This is a genomic window from Kitasatospora sp. MAP5-34, assembly GCF_029894335.1.
In the GTDB taxonomy this organism is placed as follows: domain Bacteria; phylum Actinomycetota; class Actinomycetes; order Streptomycetales; family Streptomycetaceae; genus Kitasatospora.
The window spans coordinates 25,869-43,890 of the sequence record NZ_JARXZC010000008.1; the positions used below are offsets into that span (position 1 = coordinate 25,869).

Consider the following 18,022-nt stretch of genomic DNA (forward strand, 5'->3'; position numbering starts at 1 on the left):
GGAGCTCAGTGAGATTCAGTCCTGCGCGTCACACCAGCAGCTCGTCCACGGACTCCTCGACACCTTCGTCCAGGGCCCGGAGCAGCCGGAGCCGCCGCCGGGCGAGCGCCTTCTCCTCGTCGTCCAGCACGATCCGCTCCAGGCGGTCGACGCGGTCGGTCATCGCGTCGATCTTCCGGCTGTTGTTGCCGACCTCCGTCACGAGCGAGTTCAGCAGCGGGGTCACCGCCATCGAGATCACGCTCCGGATGACGTTCTCGGCGATCCGCGCGACCGCCGCGTCGAGGCTGCTCTCCGGCGGCGGCGGGTTGTCCACAACCTCCGTCACCGGGTTATCCACAGGCCGGCGTCGCCCGGCCTCCTCGGCGTCCAGCAGGTAGCACCGCACCTGACGTGCGGTTTCGCTGTCGCGCAGCAGCATCGCGACGTTCAGCACGGTGCGCCGGTTGAACAGCGCGATGGACTTGGCGCGCGACTGAACCTGACAGACCTCCTTGAAGGAGGTCAGTCGTCCGCCGGTCACCACGGTGTAGCCGTTGGAGACCAACTCGGCCCGGTTGTCGAGGACCAGGGAGTAGATGGCCTTCTCCCCGACCCCGAAGTACGCCGCGACGCCCTCGGTCGTCACGTGCACCCCGTCCGGGAGCAGCGCCAGCGCCTGCACCCGGTCCAACACCTCCACCCGGTCCGCAACGGTCGCTCGCATGGTGGGGGACTCCAACAGCACCGCTTCGATGGCCATGGCCGCGTTCTCCTTCCGGGAGGGGTCCATCCCCGTCCCTCGGAAGGAGCAACGCGGCCGTTGATAAGCCAGTCACACCGTGTAGCAGGGTGTACACATTCGAGCGGAATCGCTAAAGCGACTAACGCCCCACCCGTCACTGCTGCCCCGCCCACCACTCCTTCAACGCCGTCACTGCGGACTCGTGTTCGAGCGGACCGTGCTCCAGGCGAAGCTCCAGCATGTGCTTGTACGCCTTGCCGACCGCCGGACCGGGCTTCAGGCCGAGCAGCTCCATGATCTGGTTGCCGTCCAGCGCCGGGCGGACGGCGTCCAGCTCCTCCTGCTCCCTGAGCTCCGCGATCCGCGTCTCCAGCGAGTCGTAGGTGCGAGAGAGGGCGGCGGCCTTCTTGCGGTTGCGGGTGGTGCAGTCCGAGCGGGTCAGCTTGTGCAGCCGCTCCAGCAGCGGGCCGGCGTCGGTGACGTAGCGCCGGACGGCGGAGTCGGTCCACTCGCCGCCGCCGTAGCCGTGGAAGCGAAGGTGCAGTTCGACCAGGCGCGAGACCTCGTCGATCAGCTCGTTCGAGTACTTGAGGTCGCGCATCCGCTTGCGGGTCATCTTCGCGCCGACCACCTCGTGGTGGTGGAAGGAGACCCGGCCGTCCGACTCGAAGCGACGGGTCCTCGGCTTGCCGATGTCGTGCAGCAGCGCGGCCAGCCGCAGGACCAGGTCCGGGCCGTCCTGCTCCAGGTCGATGGCCTGCTCGAGCACGGTCAGGGAGTGCTCGTAGACGTCCTTGTGGCGGTGGTGCTCGTCCGCCTCCAGTTGCAGCGCGGGCAGCTCCGGCAGGACGTACGCGGCCAGCCCGGTGTCGGCCAGCAGACGCAGGCCCTTGACCGGGTGGTCGGCCAGCAGCAGCTTGTTCAGCTCGGCCTGCACCCGCTCGGCGGACACGATGGTGATCCGCTCGGCCATCGCCGTCATCGCGGCGACCACCTCGGGTGCCGGGGTGAAGTCCAGCTGGGCGGCGAAGCGGGCGGCCCGCATCATCCGCAGCGGGTCGTCGGAGAAGGACTCCTCGGGCGTCGCGGGCGTCCGCAGCACCCGGGCCTCCAGGTCGTCCAGACCGTGGTGCGGGTCGACGAAGCCCCGGCCGGGCAGGTCGACGGCCATCGCGTTGACGGTGAAGTCGCGGCGGACGAGGTCCTGCTCGATGGTGTCGCCGTACGTGACCTCGGGCTTGCGGGAGGTCCGGTCGTACGCCTCGGAACGGTAGGTGGTGATCTCGATCAGGAAGCTGCCGTCGGCGGTGTCCTTACGGGCGCCCACGGTGCCGAAGGCGATGCCGACGTCCCAGACCGCGTCCGCCCAGCCCTTGACCAGCTTCAGCACCTGCTCCGGCCGGGCGTCGGTGGTGAAGTCCAGGTCGTTGCCCAGCCGACCCAGCAGGGCGTCGCGGACCGAACCCCCGACCAGGGCCAACCGGTGGCCGGCCGCCTGGAAGCGGCGGGCGACCTCGTCGGCGACCGGGGAGACACGCAGCAGTTCCTGGAGACCCAGGGCCTGCGCCTCGCTCAATCCCGGGACAGTGGCGGGGGTGACGGAGCTGGAAAGATCGGTGCTGGGCTCATTGACAGTGGACACGGCTCACAAGGGTACGTGCCCGGGCTCCCCCAGCGCCCGTGCGTTTCTTCCCGGCCGTCCATTTCCCCCGGCCCCCGTTTCTCCCCGGCCTCCGGAGCCGCCCGTCCGCTCAGCTCCCGGCCCGCAACACTGCGGGCCTCGCCGCGTCGTTACCATGCCGGTGGGACAGTCCTGGCTGAGCGGGCGGGCCGGACCGGAGCGCCGGCCTGAGCAGAGCTGCCGAGTTCGCCGGAGCGGCTGTACCTATTTCACGAACCGGTCGAGAACGATCAAGAACGGCGAGGGCGAAGCACGTGGGCGAGCGGAGCGGGCGAACCACCGGACGGGTGGCCAAGCGGCTCGCCGCACTGCTGGCGAGCAGCGCCGTCCTACTGTCCGCCGCCGCACCGGCGCTGGCTGCCGTCCCCGCCCGGAGCGTCCTGACCAGTGCCCTGACCGGCGCCCTGACCAGCGGCTCGGCCGACTACCCGGCCGCGATGGTGATCGACACGGTGAAGCCGATCGTCGCCTCCCAGAGCGGTGACGCCGTCACGATCACCGGCCAGGTCACCAACACCAGCGGCTCCGAGCTGAAATCCACCCACGTCGCGGTCCGCAACCCGTACGAGAACAAGCCCGTCCAGACCCGGAGCGATCTCGGTCTGATCGCCTCCCGGAACACCCCCGCCGGCCTGGACGGCACCGACCAGAACCCCGGCAGCAACCAGCAGCTCGGGAACCTCGGCGCCGGCCAGAGCCGACCGTTCAGCGTCACGGTCACCCCCGGCCAGCTCGGGTTCGACGGCACAGGTGTCTACGAACTCGCCGTGGACATCTGGGGCGGCACCGACGACAACGAGAAGCCGCGCCCGCTGGGCATCGCCCGCACCTTCCTGCCCTACAACCCCCAGCCGGCCTCGCAGCCCACCCGGATCGCCACCCTCTGGCCGCTCACCCACACCCCCGAGCTGGTCGCCCAGACCATGCCCGACAACGAGCAGACCCCGGTGCTGCGCGACGAGAGCCTGGCCACCGACCTGGCACCGAACGGCCGTCTGTTCCAACTGGTGAAGACCGGCGAGGGGCTCCCGGGCCTGACCTGGGTGGTCGACCCCGACCTGCTGGACGCCGTGTACGCGATGACCAAGCCGTACCGGGTGCAGAAGCCGGGCACGACGGGCGAGTCCGCGCAGAACGACAACACCGTCGCCGGCACCGGCAAGGCCGCCGCCGACGCCTGGCTCAAGGAGCTCCGCACGGCGGTCGCCACCGGCGGGAACGAGGTCGTGGCCCTCCCGTACGCCGACCCCGACTTCGCCTCGATCGCCCACAACGGCGCCGGCCTCGCCGGTACGGACACCGCACTGCACAAGGCGGGTACGGCGGGCCGGCTCACCGCCGAGGGACGGCTGTCGGTCGATGTCCGTTCGGGCGTCGCCTGGCCCTACCAGGGCTACCTGGACCAGCAGATCGCGGCCACCACCCGGGCGGCCGGTGACGACCTGGTGCTGGTCAACGGCGCGAGCCTGCCCGAGGACGCCAAGAAGCTCTCGTACACCCCGAACGCGGTGCGCCAGCTCGGCGGCGGCCAGAACGCCCTGGTCTCGGACCAGACCATCTCGGAGCTGTTCCAGCAGAACCTGAGCTCCCAGCAGGCGAAGACCGCGGCCACCCAGCGGTTCCTCGCCGAGACGCTGGTGATCACCCAGGAGCAGCCCGCCGACCAGCGCAACCTGCTGATCATGCCGCCGCGCACCCTCACCGTCGACGCCGCGAACACCCTGGCGGCGGCGATCAAGGAAGCCCAGAAGGACGGTTGGCTGTCGCTGGCCAAGCTGGACACGGTGGCAGCCGCGACGCCGACCCCCGGGGCGAACACCTCGGTGCCCGGCCCGACCGACTACCCGGACGGGCTGCGCGGCTCGGAGCTGTCGGCCTCCGCCCTCGCCGATGTGATGAACGTGCAGAGCGGCCTGGACCAGTTGATGCGGATCCTGACCCAGCCGCAGCGGGTACGCAGCCCCTTCAGCGCGGCCATGCTGCGCTCGATGTCCACCCAGTGGCGTGACAAGCCGGACGCCGGCAGCGCGTACCGGACCGGGGTGCAGGACTACCTGAACAACCTCGTCTCGGCGGTCAAGGTACCGGCCAAGAGCGTGATCACTCTCCCAGGTGACAGCGGGACGCTGCTGGTGAGCGTCAAGAACGACCTCAACCAGGCGGTCGGCAACCTGGAGCTGCGGCTCACCTCCGGCCAGCTGAACCGCCTCAACGTCGGCCCGCCCGAGAGCATCGTCCTCGACGCCACCACCAGCCGCACGCTGCGCTTCCCCGCCAAGGCCCAGGTGAACGGCTCGGTCCAACTGACCGCCCAGCTGTACACCACCGGTCCGGACGCGCAGCCGTACGGCGCCCCGGTGACGTTCACCGTCGAGGTCACCTCGGTGACGCAGGGCGTTCTGTACGTGATCGGCTGCGGCGTCGTGCTGATCCTGCTCGCCGCAGTGCGGTTCTACCTGCAGCGGAAGAAGCGCTCCACCGACCCGGTCGACGAACCGGCCGCCGACGCCGCCGACGAGCCCGGGTCGGACCCGGACGCCACCGCCGGAGCCGAGCACGCTTCGGGCCCCGACTCGGACCCTGGGTCGGCCGCAGATGCCGGTGATCCGGTCTCCGGTGATGAGAAGGTGGGTCACTGAGGACGCCCCACCGGGGCAGCCCACCCGGAGCAGCGAAGAGGTGGCATGAGCGAGCGGAGCGAGGAGCGAGCGCAGGGCCGAGGGCGTGACCAGGCGGCGTCCCGCGCCTCGGGAACCGCTCCGGCGGGTGCCCCGCAGGCCCCCGAGTCCGCCACCGCCGACTGGTACCTGGCCGACACCTACGCGCAGGACCCGTACGCGGCGGACCCGTACGGCGGCTCCGCCGAGCAGGACCCGTACGGGCTGCGCACCGCCGAGCCCGCGCCGCCGGTACCCCCGCTTCCCCCGCTCCCGCCCCAGCAGAACGGCCACCCGGAGAGCGCCCAGCCGGAGACCTGCCTGACCGCTCCGGCCAGCCACTGGACGGACGCCGCTCCGACCGCCGCCGACCGGTCGGCCCCGGAGTCGGAGCGCACGGGCTCCGCGTGGGACACCGAGACCACCGAGTACGTCGGGGTGGACGACCTGCTGAACACCCGGGCGGCGGACAAGCCGTCCGGGCGGGCTCCGTTCGTCCCGCCCATCGAGTTCGACCCGCCGCTCTCCGAGGAGGAGGCCAACCTCCAGGTCGCGGCCGTCCAGATCCCGCCGGCCCTCCCGCTGCCCGACGACCACCCGTCCGACCAGCCCGCTCCTGACGGCGACGGCGGCGACGGCGGCACCGCCGGTCCCGGCAAGGTCGCCAGTCTGCTCAACTCCAGCGCGATCATGGCCGCAGGCACCCTGGTCTCCCGGGGCACCGGCTTCCTCCGCACCATGGTGATCGCCGCCGCCGTCGGCGTCGGCACCATGGGCGACTCGTACAACGCCGCCAACACGCTTCCCACCCTGCTCTACATCCTGATCGGCGGCGGCGCGCTGAACGCCGTCTTCGTGCCCCAGCTGGTCCGCAGCATGAAGCACGACGAGGACGGCGGCACCGCCTACGCCAACCGGCTGCTCACCCTGGTGATCACCGGACTGGCCGGGGTCGCCTTCGTGGCGGTGGTCGGCGCGCCACTGCTCGTCCAGCTGATCTCGCACTCGCTGATGAAGGACGCGGCCAGCGCCGACACCACGGTGGCGCTCGCCCGGTACTGCCTGCCGACCATCTTCTTCATGGGCGTCCATGTGGTGATGGGCCAGATCCTCAACGCCCGTGGGCGGTTCGGCGCGATGATGTGGACCCCGGTCCTCAACAACATCGTGGTGATCTTCACCTTCGGTATGTACATCTGGGTGTTCGGGACCTTCCAGCACAGCGAGGTCACCCCGGCCACCATCTCCCCCGAGGGCATCCGGCTGCTCGGCGTCGGCACCATGCTCGGCCTGGCCGTGCAGGCGCTGGCGATGATCCCGTACCTGCGCGCCGCCGACTTCCACTTCCGGCTCCGCTTCGACTGGCGCGGGCACGGCCTCGGCAAGGCCGCCCGGCTGGCCAAGTGGACCTTCCTCTTCGTCCTCGCCAACCAGGCCGGCTACCTGGTCGTCACCCAGCTCGCCACCGCCGCCGGCCGGCAGGCCGAGAACAACGGGTACCTGGGCGTCGGCCTGGCCGCGTACTCGAACGCCCTGCTGATCTGGCAGCTGCCGATGGCGGTGATCACCGTCTCGGTGATGAGCGCCGTCCTGCCCCGGCTCTCCCGCTCCGCCGCCGACGGCGACCCCGGCGCGGTGCGCGACGACCTCTCCTACGGGCTGCGCACCTCGGCCGTGGCGATCGTGCCCGCCGCCTTCCTCTTCCTGGCGCTCGGCCCGGTGATCGGCAGCTCGATCTACGGTCTCGGCAACGGCGGCGCGGTGGCGCACGGCACCACGGCGGTCGGCTTCATGCTCTCCGCCTTCGCCCTCGGCCTGATCCCGTACTCCGTCCAGTACGTCCTGCTGCGCGGCTTCTACGCGTACGAGGACACCCGCACCCCGTTCTCCAACACCGTGTGGGTGGCGGCCTGCCAGGCGGTCACGGCGGTCGGCTGCTACCTGGTACTGCCCGCGCAGTGGGCCGTGACCGGCATGGCGCTCGGCTACGGCGCCTCGTACGCGGTCGGGGTCGCCGTGGCCGTGCCCAAGCTCAAGGCCAAGATCGGCGGGCTGGACACCGGCCGGATCGCCAAGACCTACGTGCGGCTCGCCATCGCCTCGCTGCCCGCCGCCGCCGTCGGACTCGGGGTCAGCCTGCTGGTCGACGGGGTACTGCACGGTTGGCTGGGCAGCGTGGTCACGCTGGCCGTCGCGGGCGGGCTGCAGCTGCTGGTCTTCGCGGTCATCGCCAAGCGGATGCGGATCGAGGAGCTGAACGCGATGGTCGGCATGGTGCGCAGCCGACTGGGCCGCTGAACCACGCCTGCCGACCCCGCGCGGGACTGACACCCCGGCCACACCTGACCTGACGTCAACCTCGAAACCCGGCCCGATCCTCCACCGATCCTTCACTCCCTCAGGTGGCCGACAGCGGACCGGACTCGGCGATATTCGTCGAATTCGGTTCGTTCGCAGCTGAACGACCCTGCTGGACACCCTCGGGCAACCTCCCGGACGCCCCAGCGGTCGTAGCAGGGGGAGAAGAGTGGGCACAATTGTCCTGGCGCAGCTCTGCCCCGACGGGCCGGGCGGCTGCCGAAATTCTCGGACCGGGGCGATACAAGGGGAGGCAGGACCACGGTGGCTGATGGCACCAAGGCAGTCGTCGACAAGTCCGAAGCGGATGAGGCGGCGCCGGCCACGGCAATCGGGGACATCCCGGACGACACTCCCGAGGACACCGCTGGAGACACGGCCGGGGACACGGCCAGTGACACGGCTGACGCACCCGATGCCACACCCGGGGACACCTCCGGGGACACCGCCGTCGAGCCGGTCGGCACCGCACCGGACGGTGACCCCACACCGGAGGACTCCGTCGAGGCCACCGCCGCGCTGTCGGCCGCCGAGATCGCCGCCGAACTGGCCGGCCGAGCGGCCTCCCGGTCTGCCGCCGCCCCTGCCGCCCCTGCCTCCGCTGCCGCTCCTGCCACCGCCGCAACTGCCGCTGACACCAGCAAGGGTGCCGGTGAGGAGGCGGACACCGAGGTCGACACCGGCGCTCTTCCGCTCGTGCTCCCGGCCCCACTGCGGCACAGCGGCGACAAGATCGGCGGGCGCTACCGGCTGGAGGAGTGCATCACCCAGTCGGAGGTGTTCAGCAGCTGGCGCGCCGTCGACGAGAAGCTCCGCCGGGCGGTGGGCGTCCATCTGCTCGCCGCCGGGCACCAACGGGCCAAGGCCGTACTCGCCGCCGCCAAGTCCGCCGCGCTGCTCGGCGATCCGCGCTTCGTACAGGTCCTCGACGCCGTACGGGAAGGCGAGCTGGTCTACGTCGTCCGGGAGTGGCTCCCCGGCGCCACCGACCTCGCCCAACTTCTGGGCGACGGGCCGATGGAGCCGTACGACGCGTACCATATGGTCCGTCAGGTCACCGACGCCATCGCCACCGCGCACCGGCGCGGCCAGGCCCACCTCCGGCTGACACCGAGGTGCGTGCTGCGTACCGAATCCGGCCAGTACCGGATCAACGGCGTCGCCGTCGAGGCAGCCCTGCGCGGCCTCCCCACCGAGGACGCCGAACTCACCGACACCCGCGCGATCGGCGCTCTGCTGTACGCCGCGCTGACCCACCGCTGGCCCTATCCCGAGGACCGGTACGACCTGCGGGGCCTCCCCAGGGACCTCGGCTGCGTGCCGCCGGACCAGGTGAAGGCCGGTGTCCACAAGGGCCTTTCGGAGCTGGCCGCGCGAACCGTCTGTGAGCACCCGCCGCACCACCAGGAGCCCATCACCAGCCCTGAGGAGCTGGCCAAGGCGATCGCGCTGCTGCCGAAGATCCGTCAGCCCGAGCCCCCGGCACTGCCCGCCTACACCCCGCCCCGGTACCCCTCCAGCCGTCCGGCACAGGCCCAGCCGCCGCACTCCCCCGGCCAGGGCCACGCACCTGCCCACTCCCCCGCCCAGGGCCACGGCGGGGGCCTCGGTGGGGGCGAGGCGGCTGCCGGGCCGGGCCGGCCGCGCCCGGCCCGGTCGGGCCGTCGGCGGAGGCTCCGCACTCTGGCCAGGTGGACCGCCTCCGCTGTGGCGTTGGCGGCCATCGGCCTCGGCTCCTGGCAGTTGGTCAGCAACCTGAACGGTACGAAGACGGGCACCGCCCCCGACCCCGGCAGCAGCGGCAGCGTACAGACCGCCTCCGCCACGCCCCGACCGGTCGTGCCGGCCAGCCACCCGCTCAAGATCCAGAGCGTGCAGTCCTTCAACGCGCTGGGCGACCAGCCGGAACACTCCGAGGCGGTCGGCAACGCCATCGACGGCAACCCGGCCACCTTCTGGCAGACCTCCTCCTACGACGCCCCGTTCGGCGCCTGGAAGCAAGGCACCGGTCTGCTCCTCGACCTCGGCTCCACCCAGCAGGTCAGCTCGGTCCACATCCAGTGCATCGGGAACACCACCGTAGAACTCCGTGCCGCCCCCGGTACGGCCGAGGGAGCACCTGCGGCGAGTAAGGCGGGCCTGGACTCACTGGGAGCCGCAGTCGCCAAGGGCACCGGCACGGAGTTCGATCTCAAGCCCGACCACGCACTGAACACCCGCTACCTCTTGATCTGGCTGACCGACATCCCCAAGGATGAGGACAACAAGTTCCAGGGCCGGGTGGCCGAGATCAAGGTCACGGGCTGACCGGACCGGGCGAGGAGGGTTGCGTGACGACGGAGCCCTCCGACGCCGAGCTGCTGGCCCGCCACACGGCCGGCGACCCCAACGCCTTCGGCACCCTCGTCCACCGCCACCGGGACCGCCTCTGGGCCGTCGCGCTGCGCACCCTGGGCGACCGTGAGGAGGCCGCCGACGCGCTGCAGGACGCCCTGGTGTCCGCCTTCCGCGCCGCCCACACCTTCGAGGGCCGGTCCGCCGTCACCACCTGGCTGCACCGCATCGTGGTCAACGCCTGCCTCGATCGCGCCCGCCGCACCGCCACCCGGCGGACCGGTTCGCTGGACGAGGACCCCCAGCGCCTCGATGCCCTGCTCGGCAGCGCCGAGCCGACCGACACGCTCGTCGTACGGGCGGAGCTGCGCCGGGAGGTCACGGCCGCCCTGGCCGCCCTGCCGGTCGAGCAGCGTGCCGCCCTGGTCCTGGTCGACATGCAGGGGTACGCCGTCGCCGAGGCCGCCGAGGTACTCGGGGTCGCGGTCGGCACCATCAAGAGCCGCTGCGCGCGAGGCCGGGCCAGACTGCTGCCACTCGTACGGCATCTGCGAGCGGGCGGCGCGCCGGTTTCACGTGAAACACCGTCGGCCCGCACGGCGGGACCGGCCGCGCCGGGCGATGTTTCACGTGAAACACCGCCTGCTCTGCCACCGCCCGCTCCACTTTCGCTCGCTCCGCCAGGGAACCCATCCGGGGCCGGCCCCGTCCAAGGAGAGACCCCCGCGCTCCCCGACCAGGTCCTGGAAGGAGATGTGACCCAACGATGACGTCCCACACCCCTTCCTGGTCCGCCGACGACGGCTCGGTCACGCATCCCGACATCGACCTCTTGGCCGACCTGGCCGAGGAGCTCACCGACCCCGAGCAGCTTCCGGCCCTCCGGCAGCACCTCGGCCGCTGCCAGGACTGCTCCGAGACCTACGCCGCACTGACCGAGGTACGGGACCTGCTCGGCGCCGTCGAGACTCCGCCGATGCCCGCCGACGTCGCCGAGCGGATCGCCGCCGCCCTCGCCGCTGAAGCCACCCGCACCGGTACGTCGCCGCCGGGCCCGACCGGGCCGACCGGATCGGCCGCACCGACCGGAGCGCCCTCGGCGCCGCCGAACCGCCGGAGCGAAGCCACCGGGCCGGGCCGGCGGCGGCTGCGGCGTGCCCGCGTTGAGGTCGGGGTCGGCGCGCTGCTCGCCGCCTTCGGGCTGGCCCTCCTGCTGGTACAGCAGCTCGTTCCGGCCAACGAGGGCCTCAGCGCCTCCGCCCCCGCCGGGCCTGCCGCCGCAGGCGCAACCCCGGGCCGACAGCCCGCCCTGACTCCCGCCGGCCCGGTCTACCGCGACGACCTCCTGACCGCACAGATCCAACAGCTGCTCGCCGCTGCCGGCCCGCCGAAGTCCGGTACACCGAAGTCGGAGTCCTTCAACAGCCAGCCACGGAACGGCGAACCCACGGCACCCGCCGCCGGCGCCGCCGCCGGCGCCGGCGCCGGCGCCGACTCGGGCGCCCTGCCGAGCTGTCTCCCGGCCGTCACCGGCCACGACTCCGAACAACCACTCGCCGTCGGGCACGGACGCTACGGCCCGGCCGAGGTGACCGCGCTGGTCTACCCACTCCCCGGCCAACCGGGCCGGCTGGACGTCTATCTGGTCACCTCGGCCTGTCCGGGAGCCACGGTCGTCCTCCACCGCACCGTGCCGAGCGGCTGAGACCGACCGGCCCGGGAGCCTGGACGTGATCCGGTGCTGTTGCTCCGCCCATACCCCGCGCGATGCTGCACCGGGCCCCGGGAATGAGCGACACTGGTGAGCCGTTGTCCCGGGCGGCGGAGCATGACCGCCCTCCCCGCTGAAGCGCGGGTCGCGATGCGAACCAGGAGATGCAGTGAGCGACGTCCGTAACGTGATCATCATCGGTTCCGGCCCTGCCGGCTACACCGCCGCGCTCTACACGGCTCGAGCCTCCCTCAAGCCGCTGGTGTTCGAGGGTGCCGTCACCGCCGGTGGTGCCCTGATGAACACCACCGAGGTCGAGAACTTCCCGGGCTTCCGGGACGGCATCATGGGCCCCGAGCTGATGGACAACATGCGGGCCCAGGCCGAGCGCTTCGGCGCCGAGCTGATCCCGGACGACATCGTCTCGGTCGACCTGACGGGCGACATCAAGACCGTCACCGACTCCGAGGGCACCGTGCACCGGGCCCACGCCGTGATCGTCACCACCGGCTCCCAGCACCGCAAGCTCGGCCTGCCGCGTGAGGACGTGCTCTCGGGCCGGGGGGTCTCCTGGTGCGCGACCTGCGACGGCTTCTTCTTCCGCGACCAGGACATCGCCGTGGTCGGCGGCGGCGACACCGCGCTGGAGGAGGCGACCTTCCTCTCCCGCTTCGCCCGCAGCGTCACCGTCATCCACCGCCGTGACAGCCTGCGCGCCTCCAAGGCCATGCAGGAGCGTGCCTTCGCCGACCCGAAGATCAGCTTCGCCTGGGACAGTGCGGTCGAGGAGATCCACGGCGACCCGAAGCTGACCGGTCTCACCCTGCGCGACACCACCACCGGTGAGAAGCGCGAGCTGGCGGTCACCGGCCTCTTCATCGCGATCGGCCACGACCCGCGCACTGACCTGTTCGCCGGCCAGCTGGACCTGGACGCCGAGGGCTACCTCAAGGTCGAGGCCCCCTCCACCCGGACCAACATCCCCGGCGTCTTCGGTGCCGGCGATGTCGTCGACCACACCTACCGCCAGGCGATCACGGCTTCGGGCACCGGCTGCTCGGCCGCCCTGGACGCCGAGCGCTACCTCGCCTCGCTGGCCGACCTCGAGGCCCAGGCCGCGGCCGTCACCGTCGCCGTCTGACCTAGCACTCCCCCGGCCCAGCACCACCTCGCACACAGGTGCTGTGTTTCACGTGAAACACAGCACCTGTGTGCGACAGCACTCGAAAGAGCGGCGCCGGGCCGAAACAGAACACCCGCCTCCGTTGTTGTTCAGCTACAGGTGCAGCACGGAGAGTCCAATGCCCGAGCACCATCTTGTTCGCAACCTTTAGGAGTTCCCGTGGCCGGCGACACCGCGACCATCACCGTGACCGACGCGACCTTCGACGCAGAGGTTCTCAAGAGCGAGAAGCCCGTCCTGGTCGACTTCTGGGCCACCTGGTGCGGCCCGTGCCGCCAGGTCGCTCCGATCCTGGAGGAGATCGCCGGTGAGCACGGCGACAAGCTCACGATCGCCAAGCTGGACGTCGACAACAACCAGGCGACCGCTGCCGCGTACAACGTGATCTCCATCCCGACGCTGAACGTGTACCAGGGCGGCCAGCTGGTGAAGACCATCACCGGCGCCCGTCCGAAGGCCGCGCTGCTGCGCGAGCTCGCCGACTTCATCTGAGCCGACCTCAGCTGAGCGCACGGGTCGGGCCGAGCACACCGTTCGGAACGAGAACTGCCACGGAGGCGGGCCCCTGGGTGATCCAGGGGCCCGCCTCCGTCGTCTCGGGCGCAGATCCCGTCAGCTCGGACACGCCCGGCTCGGATGCGCTCAGGACGGCCCGCCCAGGACGGCCCGCTCGGAACAGCCGGCTCAGAACGGCCGGAGCGCCGGCTCCTTGCGCGCCCCGCCGAGCAGACGCTCGAGCGCGACCTCCACGTCGCCCTTCCAGGACAGCGCGGTCCGCGCCTCCAGCCTCAGCCTCGGATACCGGTGGTGCGGCCGCACGGTCTTGAAGCCCACCGCCAGCAGGTGGTCGGCGGGCAGCACGCAACTGGGAATCTCCCGCCCGACCGCGCCGAAGGCCTCGATCGCCTTGAACCCCCGGCTGACCACGTCCTTGACCACCGTCTGGACCAGCACCCGTCCCAACCCCTGCCGTTGATACCCGGGCAGCACCCGGCTGACCATCAGCTGGACCGCGTCCGAGGAGACCGGACTGGTCGGGAACGCCTGGGACCTCGGCACGTACGCGGGCGGCGCGTACAGCACGTAGCCAGCCGGGATCTCGTCGACGTAGGCGACCCGGCCGCAGGAACCCCACTCCAGCAGCACCGCCGAGATCCAGCTCTCCTTCTCCAGCTCCGACTTTCCCGACTCGACCGCCGTCTTCGCCCTGACCGGATCGAGCTCCCAGAACACACAGGACCGGCAGGTCGTCGGGAGATCCGCCAGGTTGTCCAACGTCAGCGGAGCGATCCTGCGTCCCACACCCACACCTCCTCCTCAGCCCGACGGGCCGTCACACCACCGAGCTTCCTCCCAAAACAGAGTGGGTGCACGTTTCACGTGAAACGGAACCCACGTGAGACATGCACCCACCTACAACCCCGACCGCTCAGCGCTACCGCTCAGCTGAGCCACTCGGCCGAGCCGCTCAACTCTGCGAGAGACGCAGACCCTCTTCGCCCGGAGCCAGGCTGTCCAGAATCCGGTTGAGATCCTCGACCGAGGCGAACTCCAGGACCACCTTGCCCTTGCCGAGCCGCCCGTTCCGCTGCGACACCTCGACCTTGACCCGGGTGTCGAAGCGGTCGGAAAGCCGCCCGGCCAGATCGTTGAAGGCCGGCGAGAGCAGCTTGCCCGCCTTCGGGCCGGCCCCGCGCTGCGGCTTGTCGTCCTGGTCCAGCACCGCGACGATCTCCTCGGTGGTCCGCACCGAGAGCCCTTCCGCGATGATCCGCCGGGCCAGCTGGTCCTGCCGCTCGCTGTCCGGCACCCCCAGCAGGGCGCGGGCGTGCCCGGCCGTCAGTACGCCGGCCGCCACCCGGCGCTGCACGGCCGGGGAGAGCCTCAGCAGCCGGAGCGTGTTGGAGACGTGCGACCGCGACCGCCCGATCCGGTCGGCCAGCTCGTCGTGCGTGCAGGAGAAGTCGCGCAGCAGCTGGTCGTACGCGGCCGCCTCCTCGAGCGGATTGAGCTCCGCCCGGTGGAGGTTCTCCAGCAGCGCGTCCAGCAGCAGCTTGTCGTCGTCGGTGGCCCGGACGATGGCGGGGATCAGCTCCAGACCCGCCTCCCGGGAGGCCCGCCAGCGCCGCTCGCCCATGATCAGCTCGAAACGGTCCGCACCGACCTGACGGACCACCACCGGCTGGAGCAGACCCACCTCCTTGATGGAGGCGACCAGCTCGGCGAGCTTGTCCTCGTCGAATACCTCGCGCGGCTGGCGCGGGTTCGGCGTGATCGAGTCCAGCGGCAGTTCGGCGAAGCGGGCACCCTCGACCGGGCTGAGTGCCGCCTCCAGCACACTCCGCTCCGGCAGCACGGACTGCTCCCGCGCGCTCTCGGCTGCGGCCTTGGCCGCCACCGTGCCACGGTCGGTCGGCAGCAGCGGCAACGCAGCGGGCGACACCGCGCCGACGCCCACCACGGCGGGTGCCCCGCCCGACCGGGCCGGTGCCACGACGGCCCCACCCGGAGCCCCGCTCGGAGCGGCGGACGGAGCCGCCGGGATCAGTGCTCCCAGCCCGCGTCCCAGACCTCTGCGCCCACCACTCACCGGTTGTCCTCCATCGTGCCGTGCTGTGCCATCGGGGCATCCGGTGCGCCGGTCGCGCTCCGCTGCTGCCCCACCGAGCCGTGGCCCACTGCCGCGTCCGGAGCCACCACCGCCCGGAGAGCCAGCTCACGCGCGGCCTCCAGGTAGGAGAGTGCTCCGGTGGAACCCGGGTCGTAGGTGAGCACCGTCTGCCCGTAGCTCGGTGCCTCGGAGATCCGCACCGAACGCGGGATCGCCGTCGCGAGCACCTCCTCCGAGAAGTGCGTCCTGACCTCGTCCGCCACCTGAGCCGCCAACCGGGTACGGGCGTCGAACATGGTGAGCAGGATGGTGGAGACGTGCAGCGTCTGGTTGAGGTGCGCCCGGACCAGCTCGACGTTGCGCAGCAGCTGGCCGAGCCCCTCCAGCGCGTAGTACTCGCACTGGATCGGGATCAACACCTCCTGGCCCGCGACGAGCGCGTTGACCGTCAGCAGCCCGAGCGAGGGCGGGCAGTCGATCAGGATGTAGTCGAGGGGCTGCTCGTACGCGGTGATCGCCCGCTGCAACCGGGTCTCCCTGGCCACCATGGAGACCAACTCGATCTCGGCGCCCGCCAGGTCGATCGTCGCGGGGACGCAGAACAACCCCTCGACGTCCACCACCGGCTGCACCACGTCGGCGAGGGGCTTGCCCTCCACCAGCACGTCGTAGATCGACGGCACCTCCGCGTGGTGGTCGATGCCGAGGGCGGTGGAGGCGTTGCCCTGCGGATCGAGGTCCACCACCAGGACGCGCAGCCCGTGCATGGCCAACGCGGCCGCCATGTTGACGGTGGTGGTGGTCTTCCCCACCCCGCCCTTCTGGTTGGCCACCACGATCACCCGCGTTGCGGCCGGCCGGGGCAGTGCCTCACCGGCCACCCCAACAGCCCGCACCGCAGCCTGCGCAGCGCGCTCCATGGGGGTGTCATCGATCTGGTCGACGGTCTCCGAGTCCTGCATGGGGGTCAGTGTTTCACGTGAAACCGGAGCGGCAACAGTCACCGCCCGGATGCGGCCGAGCCCGCGGCGAAGCCGCTGGTCAAAACTTCCAGAAAGCAGGGAGCGACGTTTCACAAGAAACACCATGCCCGCAATGTCGGAAATCTGACGGTGCGACACTCCGACCATCGCGGCCCGCCGGATCAAGGCCGGTAGGACTCCGACAGCCACCGACGCCAGCCCCCTACTGGCGGACGCTCCAAGGGTCAGCGCCTCCGGCGCCCCGCGACGCGTCCGGTCTCACCGCTCCTGGCCGCCCGGCCCGCGCGAGCGGCCTTGGCCCGCCGGGTCGCCGCCTTGACGCCGCCCGGGCTCTCCCCCGCCTCCACCCGGACCACCCGGGTCGAGGTCTCCAGGGTGCCCTCGCCGACCGAGATCACGGACCACTTCACCGCTCCCAGCTTGGTCAGCGCGGAGCGCGACTCGGCCAGCTCCTGCTCGGCGGTGTCCCCCTTGAGCGCGAGCATCTGCCCGTACGGGCGCAGCAGCGGCAGCCCCCAACCGGCCAGCCGCTCCATCGGCGCCACCGCCCGGGCGGTCACGACGTCCACCGCGAGCTTGCCGATCATCTCCTCCGCCCGCCCGCGGACCACGGTCACGTTGTCGAGCCCGAGTTCGCGGACGACCTCCTCCAGGAAGGTGGTCCGTCGCAGCAGCGGCTCCAGCAGTGTCACGGAGACGTCCGGCCGGGCCATCGCCACCGGGATGCCGGGCAGCCCGGCTCCCGAGCCGACGTCGCAGAGCGAGGCGTTGGCCGGGAGCAGCTCCGCCAGCACCGCGCAGTTGAGCACGTGCCGGCCCCAGAGCCGGGGCACCTCACGCGGACCGATCAACCCGCGCTGCACACCTGCCGTCGCCAGCAGCTCCGTGTAGCGCAGAGCCATCGGGAAGCGCTCCCCGAAGATCTCCCGCGCCACGGCCGGCGCTTCGGGCAGACCGGGCCGGTCGGCCTCCGCGTCCTCTCCCGGGGTGCCCTCGGTCGCCACGCCGTCCGTGTCCATCTCAGCTTCTCCGCTCACCGTCTCCGCCCACCGCACTCGACCACTGTTTCACGTGCGCCGGTTTCACGTGAAACACAGCACGTGAAACTCAGCCCGTGACACACCGCACGTGACACCAGCACATCAGGCACGGAGTGTGAGGCACAGACTGTCCGACGCAAACGCGGGACGTGAAACGCGGGACATGAAAAGCCGACCCCGCCCGCGCGAAGCGGACGGGGTCGGCCGAAAGAACCGCCTCCGGTGTCAGACCGGCAGTACGACCACGCAGCGCTGGGGCTCCTCGCCCTCCGACTCACTGCGCAGACCGGCCGCCGCCACCGCGTCATGAACGACCTTGCGCTCGAACGGCGTCATCGGGCGCAGCTTGACCTGCTCCCCCGAGCTCTTCGCCTGCTCGGCCGCCTTGCTGCCCAGCTCCGCCAGCTCGGACCGCTTGCGCGCCCGGAAGCCCGCGATGTCCAGCATCAGGCGGCTGCGCTCACCGGTCTCCCGGTGCACGGCCAGCCGGGTCAGCTCCTGGAGCGCCTCCAGCACCTCGCCGTCCTGGCCGACCAGACGCTGCAGGGACCGGTCGTTGCCATCACTGACGATGGAGACCAGAGCGCGGTCGCCCTCCACATCCATGTCGATGTCACCGTCGAGGTCGGCGATGTCGAGCAGACCCTCCAGGTAGTCGGCCGCGATGTCACCCTCCTGCTCCAGGCGGGAGACGAGACTGTCATCGGCGCCCGGGCCGGCCACGGTCTCGGGCTCGGCCT

The 18,022-nt window shown here is 71.3% G+C and carries 14 protein-coding genes; 7 read left to right on the forward strand and 7 right to left on the reverse strand.

Going from position 1 to position 18,022, the window contains the following annotated elements:
- Positions 1-28: 28 nt before the first annotated feature.
- Entirely contained in the window at positions 29-742 is a 714-nt protein-coding gene (locus P3T29_RS09955) for a restriction endonuclease (protein WP_280715952.1), read from the reverse strand.
- 136 nt (positions 743-878) lie between these two features.
- Positions 879-2,300, reverse strand: a complete 1,422-nt coding sequence (locus P3T29_RS09960; protein WP_280716069.1) for a CCA tRNA nucleotidyltransferase — start codon at positions 2,298-2,300, stop codon at positions 879-881.
- A 359-nt stretch (positions 2,301-2,659) separates the two neighbouring features.
- On the opposite strand from P3T29_RS09960, the gene P3T29_RS09965 reads away from it, so the two are divergent.
- The 7 genes from P3T29_RS09965 to trxA all read left to right on the forward strand — a co-directional run bounded on the left by P3T29_RS09965 (position 2,660) and on the right by trxA (position 13,140).
- Positions 2,660-5,044 (forward strand): DUF6049 family protein, encoded by a 2,385-nt coding sequence (locus P3T29_RS09965; protein WP_280715953.1) that lies wholly within the window; start codon positions 2,660-2,662, stop codon positions 5,042-5,044.
- Positions 5,045-5,089: 45 nt separating this feature from the next.
- Positions 5,090-7,360 carry a murein biosynthesis integral membrane protein MurJ gene (gene murJ / locus P3T29_RS09970; protein WP_280715954.1) on the forward strand — a complete coding sequence of 757 codons (2,271 nt, stop codon included), beginning with the start codon at positions 5,090-5,092 and terminating at the stop codon, positions 7,358-7,360.
- Between the two features lie 324 nt (positions 7,361-7,684).
- Positions 7,685-9,727, forward strand: coding sequence for a protein kinase family protein (locus P3T29_RS09975; protein ID WP_280715955.1), 2,043 nt, complete (start codon positions 7,685-7,687; stop codon positions 9,725-9,727).
- Between the two features lie 23 nt (positions 9,728-9,750).
- Positions 9,751-10,524 carry an RNA polymerase sigma factor SigM gene (gene sigM, locus P3T29_RS09980; RefSeq protein WP_280715956.1) on the forward strand — a complete coding sequence of 258 codons (774 nt, stop codon included), beginning with the start codon at positions 9,751-9,753 and terminating at the stop codon, positions 10,522-10,524.
- Positions 10,521-11,459 (forward strand): hypothetical protein, encoded by a 939-nt coding sequence (locus P3T29_RS09985; protein ID WP_280715957.1) that lies wholly within the window; start codon positions 10,521-10,523, stop codon positions 11,457-11,459. The genes sigM and P3T29_RS09985 overlap by 4 nt, the downstream gene beginning before the upstream one ends.
- Positions 11,460-11,634: 175 nt before the next feature.
- Positions 11,635-12,606: a thioredoxin-disulfide reductase gene (gene trxB, locus P3T29_RS09990; RefSeq protein ID WP_280715958.1), complete on the forward strand. Its 972-nt coding sequence runs from the start codon at positions 11,635-11,637 to the stop codon at positions 12,604-12,606.
- 201 nt (positions 12,607-12,807) lie between these two features.
- The gene (gene trxA, locus P3T29_RS09995; protein WP_280715959.1) at positions 12,808-13,140 is read left to right on the forward strand and encodes a thioredoxin; all 333 of its coding nucleotides are present in this window, start codon (positions 12,808-12,810) and stop codon (positions 13,138-13,140) included.
- Between the two features lie 192 nt (positions 13,141-13,332).
- On the opposite strand, the gene P3T29_RS10000 is transcribed toward trxA, so the two are convergent.
- The 5 genes from P3T29_RS10000 to P3T29_RS10020 all read right to left on the reverse strand — a co-directional run bounded on the left by P3T29_RS10000 (position 13,333) and on the right by P3T29_RS10020 (position 18,005).
- Positions 13,333-13,950, reverse strand: coding sequence for a GNAT family N-acetyltransferase (locus P3T29_RS10000; RefSeq protein ID WP_280715960.1), 618 nt, complete (start codon positions 13,948-13,950; stop codon positions 13,333-13,335).
- A gap of 166 nt (positions 13,951-14,116) precedes the next feature.
- Positions 14,117-15,238, reverse strand: a complete 1,122-nt coding sequence (locus P3T29_RS10005; RefSeq protein WP_280715961.1) for a ParB/RepB/Spo0J family partition protein — start codon at positions 15,236-15,238, stop codon at positions 14,117-14,119.
- Positions 15,235-16,221 (reverse strand): ParA family protein, encoded by a 987-nt coding sequence (locus P3T29_RS10010; RefSeq protein ID WP_280715962.1) that lies wholly within the window; start codon positions 16,219-16,221, stop codon positions 15,235-15,237. Before P3T29_RS10010 ends, P3T29_RS10005 begins: the two co-directional genes overlap by 4 nt.
- Positions 16,222-16,466: 245 nt before the next feature.
- A complete protein-coding gene (rsmG, locus tag P3T29_RS10015; RefSeq protein ID WP_280715963.1) occupies positions 16,467-17,261 on the reverse strand; it encodes a 16S rRNA (guanine(527)-N(7))-methyltransferase RsmG in 795 nt (264 codons plus the stop codon).
- Positions 17,262-17,507: 246 nt separating this feature from the next.
- Positions 17,508-18,005 (reverse strand): R3H domain-containing nucleic acid-binding protein, encoded by a 498-nt coding sequence (locus P3T29_RS10020; protein WP_280716070.1) that lies wholly within the window; start codon positions 18,003-18,005, stop codon positions 17,508-17,510.
- Between the last annotated feature and the right edge of the window lie 17 nt (positions 18,006-18,022).